This is a genomic window from Kamptonema animale CS-326, assembly GCF_028330895.1.
GTDB classification, from domain to species: Bacteria; Cyanobacteriota; Cyanobacteriia; order Cyanobacteriales; family Microcoleaceae; genus Kamptonema; species Kamptonema formosum.
Genome location: NZ_JAQMUA010000089.1, coordinates 1 through 20,465 on the forward strand (window position 1 = coordinate 1; position 20,465 = coordinate 20,465).

The 20,465-nt window shown below is 43.7% G+C and carries 15 protein-coding genes; 6 read left to right on the plus strand and 9 right to left on the minus strand.

The annotated features are described in order from the left end of the window. Positions 1-124: 124 nt before the first annotated feature. Positions 125-340, plus strand: a complete 216-nt coding sequence (locus PN499_RS05075; protein ID WP_272030603.1) for a hypothetical protein — start codon at positions 125-127, stop codon at positions 338-340. A gap of 31 nt (positions 341-371) precedes the next feature. Here the strand turns inward: PN499_RS05075 and PN499_RS05080 are convergent, their stop codons facing one another. From PN499_RS05080 to PN499_RS05100, 5 genes are all read right to left on the minus strand, one after another. Next, entirely contained in the window at positions 372-1,367 is a 996-nt protein-coding gene (locus tag PN499_RS05080; protein ID WP_272030604.1) for a J domain-containing protein, read from the minus strand. Between the two features lie 151 nt (positions 1,368-1,518). Next, entirely contained in the window at positions 1,519-3,525 is a 2,007-nt protein-coding gene (gene dnaK / locus PN499_RS05085; RefSeq protein WP_272030605.1) for a molecular chaperone DnaK, read from the minus strand. A gap of 501 nt (positions 3,526-4,026) precedes the next feature. Beyond that, the gene (locus tag PN499_RS05090; RefSeq protein WP_272030606.1) at positions 4,027-4,635 is read right to left on the minus strand and encodes a glutathione S-transferase family protein; all 609 of its coding nucleotides are present in this window, start codon (positions 4,633-4,635) and stop codon (positions 4,027-4,029) included. Positions 4,636-4,685: 50 nt separating this feature from the next. Further along, positions 4,686-5,441: a tetratricopeptide repeat protein gene (locus PN499_RS05095; protein WP_272030607.1), complete on the minus strand. Its 756-nt coding sequence runs from the start codon at positions 5,439-5,441 to the stop codon at positions 4,686-4,688. A gap of 233 nt (positions 5,442-5,674) precedes the next feature. Beyond that, positions 5,675-7,117, minus strand: coding sequence for a HAMP domain-containing methyl-accepting chemotaxis protein (locus PN499_RS05100; protein WP_272030608.1), 1,443 nt, complete (start codon positions 7,115-7,117; stop codon positions 5,675-5,677). Positions 7,118-7,462: 345 nt separating this feature from the next. Between PN499_RS05100 and trpB the strand changes: the two genes are divergently transcribed. The 4 genes from trpB to PN499_RS05120 all read left to right on the plus strand — a co-directional run bounded on the left by trpB (position 7,463) and on the right by PN499_RS05120 (position 13,138). Beyond that, a complete protein-coding gene (gene trpB / locus PN499_RS05105; protein WP_272030609.1) occupies positions 7,463-8,710 on the plus strand; it encodes a tryptophan synthase subunit beta in 1,248 nt (415 codons plus the stop codon). Between the two features lie 63 nt (positions 8,711-8,773). Next, positions 8,774-9,295 carry a CAP domain-containing protein gene (locus PN499_RS05110; RefSeq protein WP_272030610.1) on the plus strand — a complete coding sequence of 174 codons (522 nt, stop codon included), beginning with the start codon at positions 8,774-8,776 and terminating at the stop codon, positions 9,293-9,295. A gap of 783 nt (positions 9,296-10,078) precedes the next feature. Next, positions 10,079-11,686: a uroporphyrinogen-III C-methyltransferase gene (gene cobA, locus PN499_RS05115; RefSeq protein ID WP_272030611.1), complete on the plus strand. Its 1,608-nt coding sequence runs from the start codon at positions 10,079-10,081 to the stop codon at positions 11,684-11,686. A 255-nt stretch (positions 11,687-11,941) separates the two neighbouring features. Continuing rightward, positions 11,942-13,138: a tetratricopeptide repeat-containing S1 family peptidase gene (locus tag PN499_RS05120; protein WP_272030612.1), complete on the plus strand. Its 1,197-nt coding sequence runs from the start codon at positions 11,942-11,944 to the stop codon at positions 13,136-13,138. Between the two features lie 193 nt (positions 13,139-13,331). Here the strand turns inward: PN499_RS05120 and PN499_RS05125 are convergent, their stop codons facing one another. From PN499_RS05125 to PN499_RS05135, 3 genes are all read right to left on the minus strand, one after another. After that, positions 13,332-16,121 (minus strand): calcium-binding protein, encoded by a 2,790-nt coding sequence (locus PN499_RS05125; RefSeq protein ID WP_272030613.1) that lies wholly within the window; start codon positions 16,119-16,121, stop codon positions 13,332-13,334. 470 nt (positions 16,122-16,591) lie between these two features. Next, positions 16,592-18,106 (minus strand): helix-hairpin-helix domain-containing protein, encoded by a 1,515-nt coding sequence (locus tag PN499_RS05130; protein WP_272030614.1) that lies wholly within the window; start codon positions 18,104-18,106, stop codon positions 16,592-16,594. Between the two features lie 90 nt (positions 18,107-18,196). Further along, the gene (locus PN499_RS05135; RefSeq protein WP_272030615.1) at positions 18,197-18,436 is read right to left on the minus strand and encodes a hypothetical protein; all 240 of its coding nucleotides are present in this window, start codon (positions 18,434-18,436) and stop codon (positions 18,197-18,199) included. Between the two features lie 87 nt (positions 18,437-18,523). Here PN499_RS05135 and PN499_RS05140 point away from each other — a divergent pair, with 87 nt between their 5' ends. Then, a complete protein-coding gene (locus PN499_RS05140) occupies positions 18,524-18,784 on the plus strand; it encodes a helix-turn-helix domain-containing protein (RefSeq protein WP_272030618.1) in 261 nt (86 codons plus the stop codon). A gap of 10 nt (positions 18,785-18,794) precedes the next feature. Here the strand turns inward: PN499_RS05140 and PN499_RS05145 are convergent, their stop codons facing one another. Further along, the gene (locus tag PN499_RS05145) at positions 18,795-20,039 is read right to left on the minus strand and encodes a Zn-dependent hydrolase (protein WP_272030617.1); all 1,245 of its coding nucleotides are present in this window, start codon (positions 20,037-20,039) and stop codon (positions 18,795-18,797) included. Between the last annotated feature and the right edge of the window lie 426 nt (positions 20,040-20,465).

Sequence of the window (20,465 nt, forward strand, 5' to 3'; positions counted from 1 at the left end):
CAGTTTTGGAGTAGAGACGCGATCGCCCGTCCACAAAAAAGTAAGTAAAATTTGAATCTCAAAGGCAGAAAAAAAGACACTCTTTAGGTTAAGCTTAAAAAAACTGAGCTTAACAGACTGCCTTATGAACATTATTGAATCCATCTTACAACAAATGTCCGGGGTGAGTCAAGCCCAAAAAAAGTTTATAATGACTTTACTTTCCACAATCGTGCTGGTTTATGGCAAAGTGAACTTCACCAATCTGGGCCGTTATAGTCCTGCCAATGAAAAAACTTATCGACGGCAATTTTTCAAAAATTTTGACTGGCCTCAATTTAAAAACTGTCCGGACTATTGATCGAATACAGTTAACAATTAACAATTAACAATTAAACTGATAAATCCTGACGCGGTTTAAACGTCTCAATCTGCCGTAATTTTTCGTATAATACCCGTTCTTGCTGACTAATTTCTTTAGGCACAGCAATTATAATTTCCACTAATTGATCGCCGCGATCGCCCTTTCCAGTCGGATAACCCTTAGCAGCTAAACGCAGTCGCTGGCCAGAAACAACTCCCGGTGGTAACTTCATTTTCACCCAGCCATCAAGCGTTGGCACTTCAATTTCACCCCCCAATACCGCCTCAGCAGGAGTCAAAGGTAATTGACAGCAAACATCCGATCTTTCTAACTTAAAAAATGGATGAGGGGCTATAGTAATTTTTAAGTATAAATCGCCGCCACCAATGCCTAAATTTCGCAATCTAACTCGTTGTCCACTTACCATTCCCCCAGGCATATCTACCTCAAGAGATCGCCCATCTTCCAGGCGAATTCGCTCGCTACCGCCTGTATAAGCCTTCTCCAAAGGCAAAGTCAGCCGCGCTTCAATATCCTTCCTAGCTTCGCGAGAACCAGGAGTATAAGTTACTTTTGCAGTGCTAGAAACCCAAGGATCGGATGAAGTTACTCGCGGCGCATTCGATGTCGCCGTCCTCACTTCCCGACGACGACCTAACAATTGATCGACAAATTTATTGAAGTCAGAATAATCGCCAAAATCTGCTTTTTCCTCCGCAGAGTCGCCATTTCTTTTGCCATCACCCCAACCTTTAAAATTGGGAACTCGCAAGCCTTGTTTTCCCTGAAATCCTTTTTGCTTCCAGAAGCGAGTAAACTGGTCATACTGCGCTCGCTTGTCTACATCAGAGAGAATATCATAAGCCTCATTAATATCCTTAAATTTATCCTCTGCTGTTTTGTCACCAGGATTTACATCCGGGTGTAACTGTCGCGCCAGTCGCCGATAAGCTTTCTTAATCTCATCAACTGAAGCATCTCTAGATAATCCGAGAATCTGATAGTAATTACGAAAATTCTGCATAGGAAGGAAGAAGGAAGAAGGAAGAGGGAAGAAGGAAGAAGGAAGAAGGAAGAGGGAAGAGGGAAGAAGGAAGAGGGAATGGTTTTTAGTCTCCTAGCTTATTGATTGTGGTAACAATTAATCGAGATAGTTCATCTTCCTTCTTCCTTAATTACAACCAATCTTCCTCATCATCATCCCAATCTTCACTTTGATAAGGTCGTGATATCCGAGAAGTACCCACGCGCTCAGAAGGCCGACTAACTTTCCTCGAACTAGGCATATAAGGTTCTTCACTTCTGCGTTTATCCCCGGAAATAGTGCGGCGCACTGACTCGAAGAAATCATCATCATCTTCATCGCGACCGTAAGCTGCAACTTCCCGACTTAGATCGTACAGCGCATCCTGTAAATCCGATCCAACTTGGTCAACTCCCCGCTCATCATTGCGTTCTAAACTGTCGCGTAATTCCCGAATTAAATTTTCAATTCGTTGGCGATTTCTCTGGGCAAATTGCATTCCTCTATCGAGCGCTACCTCTCGTAATTGTCGCTCCGCTTGATAAGCTAAAGCTTCGGAGCGATTACGTTTTTCTACCTTTTCACGCTGCAATTTATCAGCTTGAGCAAATTGTTCTGCATCTCTGATCATGAGGCTAACTTCTTGTTGCGTCAGCGTGGAAGCCCCCTGAATTGTAATGCTCTGCTCGCGCCCTGTAGTCCTATCCATTGCTGTCACTAATAGCATACCATTAGCATCAATATCAAACGATACTTGAACTTGGGGAATACCGCGCGGTGCAGGGGGGATTCCTGTCAATTTAAAGCGACCCAAAGACTTATTATCTGCCGCTAATTCTCTTTCACCTTGGAGGATGTGAACTTCGACCAAAGTTTGATTATTTTCAGAGGTGGAAAAGATGTCAGAGCGCCGCACGGGAATAGTCGTATTGCGCGGAATCAATTTTTTCATCACCCCGCCAATAGTTTCCAATCCTAACGATAGAGGGGTGACATCTAATAGGAGTATGTCGCGTACATCCCCAGCCAGAATCCCCGCCTGAATTGCTGCTCCTACGGCGACAACTTCATCGGGGTTAACATTTTGATTTGGTTCTTTATCAATCAAACTGCGGACTAGCTGCTGTACTAAAGGAATGCGAGTAGAACCCCCTACTAGCACAATTTCGTCAATTCTAGAAGGGTTGAGATTGGCATCTGTCAAAGCTTGCTTTACGGGGCGACGCAAGCGTTGAATTAAGTCACCACATAACCCCTCAAACTGACCGCGAGTTAGTCTGGTTTCAAAATGCAAGGGGCCATCTTCATTGGCATCAATAAAAGGTAAGTTGATGTCAGTAACCCCAACTCCCGACAGTTCAATTTTGGCTTTTTCTGCCGCTTCTGTTAGCCGCTGGAGCGATTGGCGGTTGCGCCGCAAATCAACTCCTTCTTTTTCTAAAAATTGTTCTGCCATCCAGTCAACAATTTTTTGGTCAAAATCGTTGCCGCCCAATTGCGTATCGCCGCTAGTTGCTTTCACCTCAAATACGCCGTCACCAACTTCTAAGATTGATACATCAAAAGTACCGCCTCCCAAGTCAAATACCAGGATAGTTTGACTTTCGCGCCTCTCTAATCCGTAGGCTAAAGATGCAGCCGTTGGTTCATTTAAAATTCGCTTGACATCAAGTCCCGCAATTCGTCCCGCGTCTCGCGTTGCTTGCCGCTGGGAGTCGTTGAAATAAGCGGGTACAGTAATTACAGCCCCGGTCACTTCTTGACCCAGATAGCGACTAGCTTCCTCTGCCAACTTCCGCAATACCATTGCCGAAATTTCCTCTGGGGCAAAGTCTTTTTTAAGGCGAGGACACTTGATTTTTATATTACCGTTCTCCTCGCGGCGAACTGTGTAGGGGACTCGTTTCGATTCTGGAGTCAATTCGCCGTATTTGCGCCCAATAAACCGTTTGACGGCGTAAAAGGTGTTTTGGGGATTGAGTACGGCTTGTCGCCGCGCCATCTGTCCGACAACGCGCTCTCCTTCCTTTGTGAAAGCAACTACCGAGGGTGTCGTCCGCATCCCTTCTGCATTGGCAATCACCACCGGTTTACCGCCTTCCATAACGGCTACTACTGAATTTGTTGTCCCAAGGTCGATGCCAACTACTTTGCCCATGCCTTAGTTATCTCCTCTGGCGTTCTCTTTAGCTTTTTAATATAAGCTTTAACGGATTGTTGCATTCATTGTATCGCGTCTCTATCACCGACTCAGAGATAGCGGCCTCACCTGCGGCTGAGGACGCTGGTGGTGGGGTTGGCTGGCAATTAGATTTTCGCCTTTGCAGAAACTTCCTAAAAGTTGTCACAAACTGCATCAGGTGAATGGTTAGTAATACCGATCGCGCTCAAAATATAGTTGCCAGGATGCTAAAGAGGTTAGTCACACTAATAGGGCTTACGCAGGTCGTCCCAGAAACCGGGTTTTTGAGAGAATCTGTGGGTGCGGGCGAAGTATTTTCGTTAAAAAACCCGGTTTCTTTAGCTGGGTGGTTAAGTCCTGACTAATTCCATTATCTCTTGATAATTTTTAGATTTAGTTGCTACAGGCGCAGAGCGAGATAGTAAGAATTGCTCGCTCCGCGCTTTTTTTGGTTCTTAACTGTTCTCTAGCCCGTTTTTAGGCAATAGGAACAGTTGACTGCACTGACTCACGCTCGTGTAAGTGCTTAAACAACATTCCTAACCTGAGATATTGCTGTTGCCAATCTTCGCCAAAACGCAAACTGTAGTATCCAAGTGCTGATACTGCTGCCACATCAACAGCAGTGAAAGTTTCACCTAATAGATAAGTAGAGGCAACTAATTGTTTATCGAAGACTGGTAATAAGCGATCTATGGCTGCTTGACACTTAGCTTGAGCGGCAGAGTCGGCACCATCGCCTTTCTGTTTTTGATACCACAAACCAACTGCATTGTCAGCCAAAGTATCTGCTAATTCTTCCCACTGGCGACACTGAAGCCGGGCTTTCTTTTCATGAGGATAAAAACTAGGCTCAGGATAAGTTTCGTCTAAATACTCTAAAATCAGTGTCGAATCCCAAACTGTCGTACCATCTTCATCTACTAATACAGGCACTTTGCCAATGGGAGAAATACTGACAAATTCAGGGGATTTGTTAGCAATATCGGTGGCGATGAGTTCCACAGGCAATTTTTTCTCATCTAGTAAAATCCTTACTTTTCGGGCGTAGGGTGAGCGCTGAGCATAATACAAAGTTCGAGTCATAATTGGGGATTATTTATTCAAGTGAAAACCAGTATATACTGTTTCTAGGGCTACGAATCTCTTACCTCTTGATTGATTTGCTGCAAAATCTGCTCGATGCGGTTAGCTTGCCTAACTTTCCCTTGCTTGATAAATAAATCTCTGGCTTTCGTCAGATTAGCTACAGCTTCCTGTTGATTTTCTTTCTGTCCTTGCTGTAACAATGCCATACCTAAATTATTCAAAGCATCTGCATATTCACCATTAATTTTAATTGCTTGCCGCCACACAGTAATTGCTTCATCCAACTGACTTTTATTAGCCAAAGCAACGGCTAAGTCGTTATGAGCTTTAGCGTGTTGGGGATTGCGTTCAATTGCTTGTCGATATTGAGCGATCGCATCGTCTATCTTGTCTTGGCTTGATAGAACTGCCCCTAACTTATAGTAAGCCTCTGCCTGCTTAGGAAATCGCACAATTAACTGCCGGAAAAGAGCCTCTGCATTAGCGACGTTACCTTGGCCGTAGAGGTCATTTGCCATTCTCAAGCCGAAAGTGTATCCCTTACCAATGACTTCGCACTTCTTAGAGGCATTAGCTGCTTGTTTGCATATTTTTACCTCGTCTCTGTCCATTTCATAAAATATTACCTCGCGAGCGGGCTGACCGCGCCTCGGTACGGTGTTTTGTGCGAGTTGCAAACTACCAGGCTTAGAGGAAGCGGGTGTGGCGATCGCAACAGCCGATATTCCCACCCCAGCCACAATACTAAGGGCAATCCCAGTAAAATTGATAAGTGAGGCAACGCCCTTGTTGTTTTTCATCATTTGTGGTAAGAAAAAGTGAATATTTTAGAGCCTGAGCAAACTACCCTACCCTACTAGAAGCCAATTAGGGAGATATTCTAGCACTGGGTGAGAAATTTAGAGTTAAATTCAATTTTGAGTAAGGTAGTAGAGATGAGCGATCGCTCTCAATCTCCACATGGATAACCGTTCTCAGCAATATGACTTGATTGAAACTCACCAGCATTAGCCTACAACTTTATAATTTTCAGTCTCTACCCGACACCCAAAGCCTTAAGATTTTGGGCAGCTTCTTTCAATTTTTGAGTACCAATCTTTGTTTGACTAATACCACTGGCCGTTTCCTGAGCGCCAATATTGATAGCACTCATCGCAGCAACTACCTGTCGAATAGCTATAGCTTGTTGTTTAGCAGTCAACGAGATTTGCTGAGAATTCATCACAATATTATTAACAGCAACCACAATATTTTCAAATCTTGTCTGGTCATCTCCTCTCCTCACGGTAGAATCCGTGAGCATCTGAATATCAGCAATCAAATTACTAATATTCTGAGCTGATTTTTTGCTCTCTTCAGCTAGTCTGCGAATCTCAGAAGCAACAACACCAAAACCTTTACCGGAATCTCCCGCTCTCACAGCCTCAACTGCTGCATTTAGAGCTAGCATATTAGTCTGAGAAGCTAATTCACTGACAGTAGTAGTAATGCTACCAATTTGGCGCGTTTGCTCGCTTAAGTGTATCATTTGGTGAGCCACTTGACGAGCCGCTTCGGCCGCTGCTTCAGCTTGTTCTGCTGCTTGTCGGGAGGAAGCATTCAACTCATCCATGGTGCTAGTAGTTTCACTGACAGAAGAGGCTTGTTCAGAAGCAATACGTTCGTGCTGTTCGACGCTAGCGGCGATCTGGGTAGCAGAGCTAGAAATCAAATTAATAATGCTACTAATTGATTGAATCAGAGTCTTACTTAAAACCAGCCCTAAAATAATCGCTGTCAGTGGCCCTAAGATAATACCAACACTGACCCAAAATGTAGATTGACTCACATCTTCATCAGCTTTTTTCTTAGTCATTTCTGCTATTTCTTCATTAACTCGTAAGACTGCGAGCAATGAATTGGTGGATTTGGCAAATAAAGACTCTTCTTCCGTTCCTATGCGACTTAAACGGTCGCTTAATGCAAAAGCTGCGGCAAGTTTTTCATTCTCTGACGAATTTATGTTTTTTTGTTCGGCGAGCAGTAGTTTTTTCGCCCAAGGGTTGCGAATACCTAGTTGCTGGAATTCTCCCTCAACTTTTATAAATTGTTCATGGGATTGCTTCCAAAGTTCCCAATCTTGCAAAAATATTTGATAGTTTTTCTGTTCTTCAGGAGAGCGTGGCGTAGTTTCATATTGCTTAAATCCCTCATCGATCTGTTTCCAAGACTTTTCAATTTTACTATATGCCGCCTGTCTTTGGTCTTTGGTTAATCTTGGATCGAACATTAAGCGCTCCGAGGATTCAATTTTAGTCTGTCCTTGATTAATCTTCCACAATCCGATGACGCTGGGTAGGCTATTGTCGCTGAGAGTGACAATGTGTGCGCTCAGTCTTTGATTGCCACTCCAGCCGATAATTGCAACTACAAAAACAATCAAGCCCATTAGTAGAAAAGATCCGATCAGCCGAGTTGGTAAGTTGGCATTCCAGAACATATTCATTTCCTTTGATTATGGCATTAAGTTATATCTTGTTTAGAAGCAGGTTGAACAATTTTGATGTCATCATAATCTACAGTTCGGTAAAAAACCCACAATATAATCTGAAACCACTTGCAGCTTGAAAATACACGATCAATTAGAAATCTGACCCAATTTCTCTAGGGTCAATTGTCATCTTCAATAAGCTTCCGCTCTAGCTAATACCTGAACAGAAGAAAGTACAGCTCGATTGGCTAAAGGAATTACTCAACTTTTTTTACATAAAAATCATCCTGAGCTAGTTTTAAACCCAGCTCCAAAGTTCTACAATGAAATTTGTCCAGTCATCCCCTCAAGTCCGTGACCACAACTCCCCTACGTCCTTCTACTGAAACCTCTGTACAGCGCCCTGACTCTCTGGGGCGATTTGGCAAATTCGGCGGTAAGTATGTCCCCGAAACTCTTATGCCTGCGCTATTTGAGCTAGAGGCAGCTTTCGAGCAATACCGCAATGACCCAGATTTTCAACAAGAATTACAACAACTGCTTAAGGATTATGTCGGACGGCCAAGCCCTTTATATTTCGCCGAACGCCTCACAGCCCACTATACCAAACCCGATGGCTCTGGCCCGCAAATTTATCTCAAGCGCGAAGACTTAAACCACACCGGAGCTCACAAAATTAATAATGCTCTCGCTCAAGCGCTATTAGCAAAGAGAATGGGTAAACAGCGCGTGATTGCGGAAACGGGGGCGGGTCAGCATGGTGTGGCTACTGCCACTGTATGCGCTCGCTTTGGCTTGGAGTGCGTCGTCTACATGGGCGTTCACGACATGGAACGACAAGCTTTGAACGTATTTAGAATGCGGCTGATGGGGGCCGAGGTGCGTCCAGTGGCGGCGGGTACGGGAACCCTCAAGGATGCAACTTCCGAAGCAATCCGGGACTGGGTAACAAATGTGGAGACAACTCATTATATTCTCGGCTCGGTGGCGGGGCCTCACCCTTACCCGATGATGGTACGCGATTTTCACACAATTATTGGCCAAGAAACGCGCTCTCAATGTTTGGAAAAATGGGGCGGTTTGCCTGATATTCTGTTGGCTTGTGTTGGTGGCGGCTCTAATGCGATGGGGCTCTTTCACGAGTTTGTCAATGAAGAAACAGTAAGGTTAATCGGTGTCGAGGCTGCCGGTGAAGGGGTTGATACTGAAAAACACGCGGCTACTTTGACAAAAGGAAGAGTTGGGGTGTTGCACGGGGCGATGAGTTATTTGCTGCAAGATGAGGAGGGTCAAGTAATTGAACCTCACTCGATTAGTGCAGGGTTGGATTATCCGGGAGTGGGGCCAGAACACAGCTTTTTGAAGGATATTGGTAGAGCGGAATATTACAGCGTCACTGATGATGAAGCTGTGGCAGCATTTCAGCGGCTTTCTCAGTTAGAGGGGATTATTCCGGCTTTGGAAACGGCCCATGCGATCGCCTATTTGGAAACTCTCAGTCCGCAGTTAAGTGGTAGCCCCCGAATTGTGCTTAATTGTTCTGGGCGGGGGGATAAAGATGTTCAGACTGTTGCCAAATTTCTCAACCCATCGAAGGATTAGCAATGCGGTTCGGGGCGGTAATAATATTAATTGTCACCGCCTCGATTAAATGAAGTGCTAATTATGTCAAAAATATTCGGTCGCTTGAGTTTGGGAGTGTTATTGTTGGTGGCTGGATGCGATATTCAAAATCTGGAAGACAAAATATCTACTTCGCCTGCTACACCTGTGGCGACACCGAGTTCTGATATGTTAAGTCTGAGTGCTTTGGAAAAGTCAGTTTACGAACAGGTGAATAAATATCGCGTATCTCGGAATTTGCCACCTTTGACTCTCGATCCGCGTATTATTGAACAGGCAAGGATTCACAGTCAGAATATGGCGGATGGGGAGGTTCCTTTTAGTCATAACGGATTTGAGAAACGAATTGATACGATTGGAAAGTCAATTTCCTATCGGGGAGCTTCGGAAAATGTTGCTTATAATTTAGGGTTTAAGGAACCAGATCGCAATGCTGTTGAAGGCTGGATTAATAGTCCTGGTCATCGTAAAAATATGGAAGGAAATTATAATTTGACTGGTATTGGTATTGCCAAAAATGCGAAAGGAGAATACTATTTTACTCAGGTTTTCATTCGTAATTAGTGGTTGTTTGCTTCGACATGAGCGCTCAGCCGAAGGTTAGTTGTTGGTTGTTGGTTATTAAGTATAAGGTGGCGGACTTGCCTTGCAGTTCGATAAGCGTTCGACTTAGCCCTTCGGCAAAGCTCAGGGACTACGGCTGTGTCCTGAAGCCGTCGAAGGGTCACGCCGAAGTCTCACCGTCTGCTCTATTGAACGGTTTAGAATTTGTGAATATTTATCAAATATATTGGCGAACTAACTCCTACAAGACTTCTTATGATACAATTGACCATTAAACAGAAATCATCAGGATAGAGAATCGTAGAAAGTGCGTAAGTCCTATCTTTATTAACGTAACCGTTAACAAAGCTCACATAGGTTAGGTGATTGGTACGAAACCAACTAGGGAGATTGCTTTGTTGCACTCGCAATGACATACAATATATAGTAAATGCTAAGAATGTTATAGCAGTTCTCAAGTAGATAAGGTATATATTAAAGCTCAAAAGCCTTGATATACATAGAATCTAACGTACCTCATCTTTCTGAGAAAGGCTATAGGACTAATATCCCTAACGCCCCCTTGCTTGTAGTCAATTACCGCTTAAAGTGCAATGTTACATAACTCGTAAGTAAGTTAGCCACTAGCAACTAACAACTATAGCAATCCTAAATGAATCGTAAATTTTTTACCCCACCCCAACCCTCCCCTTGCGAAGGGGAGGGAGTAAGAAATTCACAAATGATTTAGGATTGCTATAACAACTAGCAACTAACAACTAACAACTAACAATTACCAAATTTATGAAAGAAACCAGGGGAAAAGTATATTTAGTAGGTGCGGGGCCTGGAGATTGCAGTTTAATGACTGTCAGATCGCACGAACTTTTAGCGCAAGCTGAGGTATTAATTTATGATGCCTTAGTTGATGTTCCGCAACTAGAATTAATATCGGCGGATTGCCTAAAATTAGAAGTAGGCAAGCGGGGAGGTAAACCTTCAGTTCCACAACAAGAAATTAACCGTTTGTTAGTAAAACACTGCCAAGCAGGGAAATTAGTAGTAAGATTAAAAAGTGGCGACCCGTTTATTTTTGGTCGTTCAACTTCTGAAATTCAAGCATTGAGAGATGCTGAGTGTGATTTTGAAGTGGTGGCGGGAATTTCTTCAGCTTTAGCAGCACCTTTACTAGCAGGAATTCCTCTGACAGATCCGGTAATGAGTCGCTGTTTTGCGGTAATGAGTGCCCACGATACAGATGCTCTTGATTGGGAAGCATTAGTACAAATTGAAACCTTAGTAATTTTAATGGGAGGAAGTAATTTAAAGGAAATACTGCGGCAATTGCAAAGACATGGGCGATCGCACCAAACACCTACGGCAATTATCCGCGATTGTGGACGAGCGGACAAACAGGTTTGGATCGGTACAATAGCGGACATCGCACAGAAAACGGCAGGTCAATCTCTTTCTCCTTGTGTAATTGTCATTGGGGAAGTGGTGAGACTACGTGAATATTTAATGCAGAAAGAAGAAGTTATAAATTGCCAAGATTCTCAAGTCAAAATTCCTAGTTCTGCAAAACCTCTAGCTGGGAAAACTATTTTAGTAACTCGTTCAATGGGTCACAATAGTGAATTTAGCGATCGCCTTCAGCTAGAAGGGGCACAAGTCATAGAAATGCCAGCCTTAGCGATTGGCCCGCCTGCAAGTTGGGAGGCCCTCGATAGTGCGATCGCACAACTGTCAACCTTCAACTGGTTAATACTCACATCAACCAACGGTACTGATTACTTTTTTCAGCGGCTAGCAGCCAGCGATAAAGATGCACGCGCTTTATCTGGGGTTAAAATAGCTGTAGTTGGTAAAAAAACTGCCGACAGTCTGCGATCGCACTCCCTGATTCCCGACTTTATCCCCCCAGACTTCATCGCCGATTCCCTCGCAGCCAATTTCCCCGACAATTTAGATGGGTGCAAAATTCTCTTTCCAAGAGTAGAAAGCGGCGGTAGAGAAGCTTTGGTCAAAGAATTAACTGCCAAAGGCGCACGAGTAACAGAAGTACCCGCCTATCAATCCTGCTGTCCTGAGACTATTCCACCAGCAGCCTTAGCAGCACTTCAAAATCGATCGGTTAATATCATTACCTTTGCCAGTTCCAAAACAGTCCAGAATTTTTGTCACTTAATAGAAACCTACCCAGAATTATCTTTACCTAGCGATTGGGAAAATCGCGTTTGTATTGCTTCTATTGGCCCTGAAACTTCTAAAACCTGTAAAAATCTGTTCGGGTGGCTAGATGTAGAAGCGAAGGAATATACTTTAGATGGATTAAGAACAGCGATAGTGGAATGGACGATCGCAAATTCCGGGAGTATGAATCCGGCTACTGGGGAACAAAACCGCCACTAACACTATCACAAAGATAGGGCTTAGGCAGAACAGATCCGCAAAGCCTGAAAATGCGGCTTTGATGGTTCCTTTGTTTTTAAGCTTTTCCCCCTTTTTAATTGGTCACGGAAAATGGCAGGGTGAGAGGCCAGGAAAAGGTAATCGCTATCCGCTAAATACCGATCGGGTTTGATGCCATCGCCTGTTAACAATCGCGATCGCTAACAACAGACAAATGCCAACGAAATACGCATATCATTGCTAAGAGTTTAAAATATGAGCAGAGGTTTTTCTCGTTTCAACTCCCTTGCCTGCCTCCTAGCAGGGACAATTCCCGCCATAGTAGTAGTAGTCAGCCAACCCACAGCCGCGATCGCGAAAACGCCCCAAGAAATTGCTGAGATTGCCGGGCCGATTACAGTTCAGGTTAACAGTTCCCTCGGCGATGGTTCCGGCGTAATTATTGCCAAAGGCGGTAATACTTATACCGTATTAACCGTTAATCACGTAGTTGAGACAACTGACGTAAAATACACCATTCGCACCTCCACAGGCAAAAACTATCAAGCAACTAGCGTGACGCGGCTGCAAAAAACTGAAACCGATCCCGATTTAGCTGTGGTCAAATTTGAAAGTCCAGAACAATATCCCGTTGCCACAGTCGGAGATTCTGACCAAGCAGCCATCGGTGCTCAGATCTATGTTTATGGCTATCCCGCTACAGGGGGTTTATTTGGGGCGGAACGGGAGGCAGAACTCTCTGGTGGATTCGTGACCAGCCGCCCTCGGACACGCCCAGAGGGATATACTTTACGGTATCAGGCAGTGACTTGGAGTGGCATGAGTGGTGGGCCTGTTTTTGATGCTGATGGCCGCCTTGTAGGTTTGCATGGACAGGGCGAATTTGGATTTGCTCAAACCAGTTCCGGAGAAGTCGCGCCGATTAAAACAGGCTTTAACGCCGCAGTTCCGATTAATATGTTTATCGCACGTTTGGCGGACGCGGGAGTAAATAAATCCGACTTGAAAGTTAACAATTCCCCAGCGTCGCGAGGCCCCCTATCTTTGGGCAATCCCCAAAATGCCGAGGGTTATTATTTGCGCGGTCTTTCCCGTCTGGATGAGGGAAACCTAAAAGAGGCGATCGCGGATTTTAACCATTCTTTGGAATTAAATCCCAAAAATTCTGAAGCTTATTTTAACCGAGGCGTTGCCTATGCTTATCAAGAGCCTACGCGCAGCGGTTCTAATGTATCTGACCCTTTAAAACAAGCGATTGAAGATTACACTTTAGCAATTAAAGCCAATCCTGGTTATGCCGATGCTTACTATAACCGAGGTGTCGCACATCTGGAAAATAATGATAAACCCGGAGCGATTGCAGATTTTCAGAAGGCCGCAGAACTTTATCAGAAGTTAGGACGGAAAGATGATTATCAACAAGCACTCAAGAAAATCAAAGAGTTGCAGTAATTGTTAACTGTTAACTGTTAACTGTTAACTGTTAATTGTTAACTGTCACTAATGGTCAAGAAGCTGTTTTTTTTACGAACAGGACTTACATAAAAGTATCCGTAACGCCGCCATCTTGGCGGTTATTTGCTCTCTAGGGTGGCGGCGTTACGTAAAGCGTGGGTAAGTTCTGTTTACCTTAAAAGTAGGGTTTTTACAAAAGTGAGATGCTACCCGTGAAGTCCTCAGATGCGATCGCGCTGGGTAAAATGCCCTGAAGAGTTACTAAAAGTTCGCCACTATTAGCAATCCGAATTAAAGTTGTAGCACCGCTAACATCAGCACCAGCAGTAATACTCAACATTCCAAACGTTAAATCCCCTTTTAATCCGAGCAAATCTTGACCTTTTTCAAAGTCAATAATCCGATCGTTACCCTCACCAATTGTCAACACAAATACATCGCGCCCTGCTGAACCAATTAAAGAATCATCTCCTGCACCACCAATTAGGAAATCATCGCCGATGCCGGCCATCAATAGATCGTTACCGCCGTCGCCTTTGAGAGTATCATTGCCAACACAACCATCAAGGGTATCTGCACCATCTCCACCGTAAAGTAACTCGCTGCCACTGCCACCACAAAGAGTATCATTGCCGCTTTCACCAGAGAGAAAATTATTCCCATTTACCCCTTTAATAATGTCATTGCCGCTGCCTCCAAGCATGATATTATCACCAGCACCACCATCTAAAAAGTCAGCACCATCGCCGCCATTTAAACTGTCATTGCCTTGACCGCCAATGAGAGTATCTGCCCCTAAATCACCTATTAGTTTATCATCGCCGTCTCCACCTAAGATAGCGTCGTTGTCCTTGCCTGCAAAAATGAGGTCGTTGCCATTACCAGCATCGATTAAATCATTTCCTTGATTGGCAGAGATTGCATCATTACCGCCACCGCTGATGATGGTATCGTTGCCTAAGTCGCCGAGGAGTGTATCGCTGCCTTCTCCCGCTGCGATCGCATCATTATCTTTGCCAGCAAAAACCAAATTATCCCCGCCACCGGCATTTATGTAGTCATTTCCTTCGTTTGCTGATATCAAGTTGTTGCCGTTTCCTCCATATAAGTTGTCATTACCGATCATGCCTATTAAAGTATCATTGCCGCCAAATCCATTGATAGAATTATTAGCAGAGTCGGCTTTGAGAAAATCATCAGACTCAGTACCATCGAGATTTGTGTCAACGGCGTTAGGGTTTATGGTGGCGATCGCGAGATTGGGAGTCGGAAAGCGATCGCCAAGGCAACTTGTATCTGCTGGGGTTGGTGTGGGTGTGGGAGTAGGCGTTGGCCCTGGCGTTGGGATGGGAGTCGGTGTTGGCAGTGGCGGGGGTACTGGAGTTGGTGTGGGAAGCGGTACTGGTGTGGGAGTAGGCGTTGGTATTGGTGTTGGTACTGGTGTGGGAGTTGGTGTGGCGATCGCGCCAAACTCAAAGGAACCAACATCTATTTTGCCATCTGTGCGCGTAGCGCCGCGTGCATCAACCGTAACCCCAGAGACACCTACTCCAGCATCGATCGCAGGACTTCCTGCTAGCAAAGCGTGGGTAAAAATACCACCACCATTGTCTTGCAATGGGCCCAGCTTGGGATCGGCAATAGTAATGCCTGCGGTGATATTTATATCCTTGGCGGCCGGAAACTGGATATTATTTCCCCCATCATTTAATGGCGCAATCGTCTGCCACTTAATCTCGCTACTATTGCCGGCCGTATTGTTAGCAAAAATCGAATTTTGGACAGTAGCTTTATCATTACTTCCCCAAAATGCCCCACCCATAAAACCAGCAAAATTATTAGCAATCGTGGAGTTAAGGATTTGTTGCAGATTGGAAGAAGCAACCATCATCGCTCCGCCATAACCATCTTTCCCATCAGCACTTACTGCTTTATTACCAGATAAAGTCGAGTTGATAATAGTACCCTGGACTCCTTCACCCACCCAAAAACCGCCAGCATAATCCGTTGCTGAGTTGTTAGCAATCGTAGATTTGCTAATAGTATAAGTACCTGAACCGCCAATCCGCAGACCTCCCCCGATACCAGGCCCTCCAGAAACAGGTGGTAGAGCTTCATTATTAATAATTGTGGTATTTTCAATCACCAAGTTCTCGCGAGCAGCTACAAACAAACACACCCCTCCCCCTTGACCTTTGGCTTTACTTCCCTCAATCCGCGAGTTGCGAATCACAAACAAACCGCTAGTTTCACCAATTGCCGATTCGCTAGCACCATCGGTATAAATTGCCCCGCCGTAACCGTTAGTTGCTCCAAAACCTCCATTCAGCGTATCGTTATTAAGGAAGGTACAATCTTCGATAGTCATGTGGCTGTTAAGGTTATTAATCGCCCCGCCGTTGATGCCTTTATTGTTAGTAAAAGTAGAGCCTTTAATAATATGAGAAGCTCCGGTTTTAGTTGCGATCGCGCCACCTCCCCGCTCTTCCTTATTTAGGAAACCTTCATTAGCATCAAAGGAACTATTAATAACAGTTAAGTTGCTAGTGAAACCTGTAAAAATTGCCCCACCGCCGTAGGTAGCAGCATTCTTATTAAATTGGCAGTTTTCAACTGTTAAATTATTCCCCATATTGGTCTTAATTCCTGCTCCTGCACCATCTTCACCCGTACCTGATGCCTTACCATTCGTGACAGTCAAGTTACGCAGAGTGACGTTATAGGGAGCAGTTCTAGAACCTTCTGGCAGTTCAAAGACGCGGCTAGTATTATTACCGCTAATGGCGATACCAGGAGCAGCAGCACCATCTATAATTAGAGTTTTGTTAATATTAATTTGACCGCTAGTTAAGGTAATCGTCTGACTAGCGAGGCTAGGGTCAAATACAATTGTATCTCCAGCAGCAGCGGCAGAAATTGCAGATCTCAGCGAACCAGAACCGCTATCTAGATTGTTAGTGACAGTAAAAATATTGGACATCTTGAAACTCCAGGAGTGCGTTGATTATTCATACGCCTCTGGAGCAAGAAATCAGACAAGTTTGCAAAGTTTTTCTAACATTAATTATAGATAATAATTAAGATTACCCCTTTTTTATTGTACTGGAATCTATGGGTTTCTCCATCCGCAAATATACGGAATTTTCAATCTAGGTAGATTTACAGTAGATTGATGAACCCAACTTTTTGTTAACAGTGTAAGTAGAAGGAAGAAGGAAGAATGAAGAAGGAAGAATGAAGAATGTTTATACAGTCAGCTTTTTAGCCATCCTTATCTTATGTTTAATTAGGTGGATTTACTTAGAAGGCAGAACGAAGTATTTTCGTCAAAAAATCCGGTTTATGAGGTTGGGTGCGTAAGTCCTGAGTTAGCCATTAGCCATTAGCCATTACCAATTACCAATTACCAATTACCAATTACCAATTACCAATCACCAATTACCAATTACCTCAATTAGCACTCAAAGAAGAAACTTGAGCATTAAATCCAGAAGACTGGAGACGGTTTACAGTTTCCTCAGCACTTTCTACCCAAAACTGGCTCCCAAACCGAACCAACTGACGATAATATTGACCTGTTACAATTACACCTACTGGCACTTTAGCATTTTCTCTGCGGTCTGAAAGTTCTTGCAAAAGTGCCTTTAAATGATTCAATTTTTCAGTATCTTCAACTTGCGATGGTGTCAAATTTAACATCACCATCTCTGAGGCTTTTACAAATTTTACTTCCTCGGTAATTTGTAAGACTTCCCTAGGTTTTTCATCTTTCAATTTCCCAAACTCTACAAGCTCGATTGTCTGTTCAACAATCTCTACAATTTCTATTAACTGTTCATCTTCGTCATTTTTGGCAACTTGTTCTACTCCAACTTCTTTAGCATCTTCTACAATTATCTGAAGACCATCATCGCGCTTGTCTGGTTTACCACTAATCATCAGCAAAGCATTGTCTTGCAACAGCGAGTGAACTTTTTCATAAGTCTTGGGAAAAACCACAGCTTCTAATTGACCTGTTAAATCTTCTACTTGCAGAATTGCCATGCGATCGTTTTTTTTCGTTGTTACTAGCTTAATTGCTGTCACCATCACAATCAACTTCACCACGTCTTTACCTTTTTTCTCTGCTAACTGAGCGACAGTAACAGTATCTTCATTTTGATTGGCTAGCAGTACCGATTTCAGAGGATGATCTGATACGTAAAAACCTAATAATTCCTTTTCTAAATTTAACTTTTTCTGCTTATCAAAATCCGGTACAGGCTTATGCTTAGGGATAGAATCATAGCTATTTGCTGTCTCTCCAAAGCTCATTCCTAACAAGTCAAATAGATTACCCTGTCCGCTTTCTCGATCTTTTTTACGGTCTTGAGCCCATTTAACTACGCCATCGAGATCGTGCATTAATTGATTGCGATTAGGATTGAGACGATCTAAAGCTCCGCATTGAATTAATGCTTCTAAAGCACGGCTATTAACAGCCTTGAGATCCACTCGTTCGCAGAAATCAGCCAGAGATTTAAAATTACCGCCTTCCTCTCGTGCTTTCAAAATATTCTCAATCGCACTGTCTCCTAAATTTTTAACAGCCGACATTCCAAACAAAATTTTATCTATTTCGGCATCTGTTACCTGTTTAGGTAGTGGAGTAAAAGTCACTTTTGAGCGATTAATATCTGGCGGCTCGATCTCAATCCCCATCTTAATACAATTAGCAATGTATTTCTGTACCTTATCCTGGTCGCCACTATTAGCAGTTAAAAGTGCAGCCATGTATTCTACGGGATAATTTGCCTTTAAATATGCGGTTTGATAAGTAACATAGGCGTAGGCCATTGAATGGGATTTGTTAAAGCAATTTGATGCTACTAGACCTGTAGCTAAGATAAAGTTATGATCTTTCTCAACTCCAATGTCATAGACTGTCTGAGTGCCTAATGATTTTCTACTAACAATTTTAACCACGTTTATAACTCCTTAAAATTTCCTCGATTTTACTCTTCTTCCGTTGTAGTCCCAAGTTGGGATGCTGATATACAAAATTATAGAATAATTCTATATTCTTACGACTGTATATCCTCCAATAATAAACTTTTTTGAGCTGGTGTGGTTGTACACAACCATACCTATTTGCTTTGCTAGTTCGCAAGCAAATTCAAAAGAACCGACTATACAGACTTGACCACCACTTCTACCTTTGTTTACATAAGCACAACCATCGCCATCAAAATAGCCTAAGACATAAGTAGTTAATCGATCGCGCGATCGTAAAATTATGGGCAAGCGTCTGGTCATTGAACCACATCTGTCAATAGCAGAACTCGATAGCAACTACCCAAGGGCCACCGACCAATTGAGCGGACTCGCTACTAAATTGTCTGGCTGTTAGCTAGAGGAGTTATGACCGAAGAGGTAGCTTCAGTCACAGGCTACCACCGAGACAGAATTCGGAAAATTGCCCGTCTTTACAACCAAATGGGTTCACAAGCATTAATCAATCATCGTCGCGTTCATCCAGGTCGCGAGTCAATATTGTCCGATCTTGAGCAAGCACATCTTTGGCAAGCACTAGGCGGGTTAGCTCCTGATGGTGGACTGTGGAACGGTCGTGCATTTGCCGACTGGATAGCACAATTGACGTGAAAACCGATTCCTAAACTCGATAGTTCCGATCTAACTTCAAAAATGTTTGCAGCAATACGTTGGCTCCCTCGGTACATTGCTGTGGAGATGTATATTCATCTTCTGCATGACTAATTCCTCCAAGACTGGGGACAAAAATCATCCCCATGTCAGTAAAACGTCCTATTTCTTGAGCGTCATGTCCGGCTCGACTAGGTAAATAGTAATAGCTTAAGTTTGATTCTTGGCAAACTTGCGCGATCGCATCTTGTATATGGGTGGCTGCTAGGGTAGGTAAGACGTGCAAAGTCTGAGCCATTACTACTTCCGTCTGGGTAGCAGATGCGATCGCATTAAATTCCTGTTTGATTTTTCCTAGTAAGTTATCTAAATGACTTTGGGAAAGGTCGCGCAAATCAATTTTAAAATCAACTTTTGCTGGTACAGTATTCGCTGCATTCGGTGAAACGTTGAAGTATCCTACTGTTGCTACTTGTTCTCCCGGAGTTTCAACTCCTATCTTATTTACAGCTAGTACCATTTGAGCAGCGGCAACTAAGGCATCTTTTCTCATGTTCATGGGTGTTGTGCCGGCATGGTTGGGACGACCTGTAACTGTTACTGTGTAGCGATATTGTCCGACAATTCCTTTGACAACTCCAATTCGATCGCCTGTATTTTCTAATACGCCGCCTTGTTCGACGTGGAGTTCTACGAAGGCTGCAATTTCACTAGGATTACGTTTGGCTGTTGCTATTTTTGACCAATCGCCGCCAATTTGTTCTAAACAAGTTTGAATGGGAGTACCATCGTTGCGGCGGTAGTATTCTGGGTCATTGAGAACATTGCCTGCCATTGCTTTACAGCCAATTACGGTACACTCTTCATCAGTAAATACGATTACTTCGATCGCATGATTGAGTCGGATGCCATTTTCATGCAGGACTCGCACTACTTCGATACCTGCGAGCACTCCTAAAACTCCATCGTAACGGCCGCCTACGGGTACTGTATCAATGTGCGAACCTGTTGCCAGTGCGGGGGCTCCTTCTTCACGTCCGGCATACCTACCGATGATGTTTCCCGCTGTATCAATGCGAACAGTCATTCCTGCGTCTACCATCCAAGATTGTACTAATTGCCGAGCTAGCAAGTCTTCTTTTGTGAATGCTACTCGGCTTACGCCTCCGTTTGGTAATTTACCGATTTCTGCGAGTTGGTAAATGCTGCGATCGAGGCGCGAACCATTGACTACAGGGATTAATGTAATAGTCATAAAATATGCTCCAAATAATCTGGGATTGAGGCTAGGAGAAGAATTGAATAGTAGATTGCTGGCGCGATCGCTACTTGGAAGAAGACAAAACTTAGAAGTCAATCGTCAATCGCTAAAATGCACTCTTGAACGGGGATTGAGAATTCTTGAGGACACAGACTATTTCTGTATACTGTATACAATAACTCTCAAACAGCAGAGTAAATGTAGCAATTTATACAATTTGTCAAAAATTTGAGCGATCGCCACTGAGGAGAAGACAGGAGTCAGAAATCAACCGCCAATGTCCTACACGATAAAAATACCTGTGGGCCATTAATTTTGTGAAAAAATGTTTACAATGAATCCCCAGTAATCTCAGGGGGCGATCGCAACAAATAGCCCCAAGTACAACTAGCCCCAAGTACACCCGGTCGTTCCAAACGG

Excerpts from the sequence above, each read along its gene's own strand:
- PN499_RS05095 (WP_272030607.1), bottom strand. The coding sequence starts at position 5,441 with ATGATGAAAAACAACAAGGGCGTTGCCTCACTTATCAATTTTACTGGG.
- PN499_RS05120 (WP_272030612.1), top strand. The coding sequence starts at position 11,942 with ATGAGCAGAGGTTTTTCTCGTTTCAACTCCCTTGCCTGCCTCCTAGCA.
- PN499_RS05100 (WP_272030608.1), bottom strand. The coding sequence starts at position 7,117 with ATGTTCTGGAATGCCAACTTACCAACTCGGCTGATCGGATCTTTTCTA.
- cobA (WP_272030611.1), top strand. The coding sequence starts at position 10,079 with ATGAAAGAAACCAGGGGAAAAGTATATTTAGTAGGTGCGGGGCCTGGA.
- PN499_RS05090 (WP_272030606.1), bottom strand. The coding sequence starts at position 4,635 with ATGACTCGAACTTTGTATTATGCTCAGCGCTCACCCTACGCCCGAAAA.
- PN499_RS05135 (WP_272030615.1), bottom strand. The coding sequence starts at position 18,436 with ATGACCAGACGCTTGCCCATAATTTTACGATCGCGCGATCGATTAACT.
- PN499_RS05075 (WP_272030603.1), top strand. The coding sequence starts at position 125 with ATGAACATTATTGAATCCATCTTACAACAAATGTCCGGGGTGAGTCAA.
- PN499_RS05145 (WP_272030617.1), bottom strand. The coding sequence starts at position 20,039 with ATGACTATTACATTAATCCCTGTAGTCAATGGTTCGCGCCTCGATCGC.
- dnaK (WP_272030605.1), bottom strand. The coding sequence starts at position 3,525 with ATGGGCAAAGTAGTTGGCATCGACCTTGGGACAACAAATTCAGTAGTA.
- PN499_RS05080 (WP_272030604.1), bottom strand. The coding sequence starts at position 1,367 with ATGCAGAATTTTCGTAATTACTATCAGATTCTCGGATTATCTAGAGAT.
- PN499_RS05110 (WP_272030610.1), top strand. The coding sequence starts at position 8,774 with ATGTCAAAAATATTCGGTCGCTTGAGTTTGGGAGTGTTATTGTTGGTG.
- PN499_RS05125 (WP_272030613.1), bottom strand. The coding sequence starts at position 16,121 with ATGTCCAATATTTTTACTGTCACTAACAATCTAGATAGCGGTTCTGGT.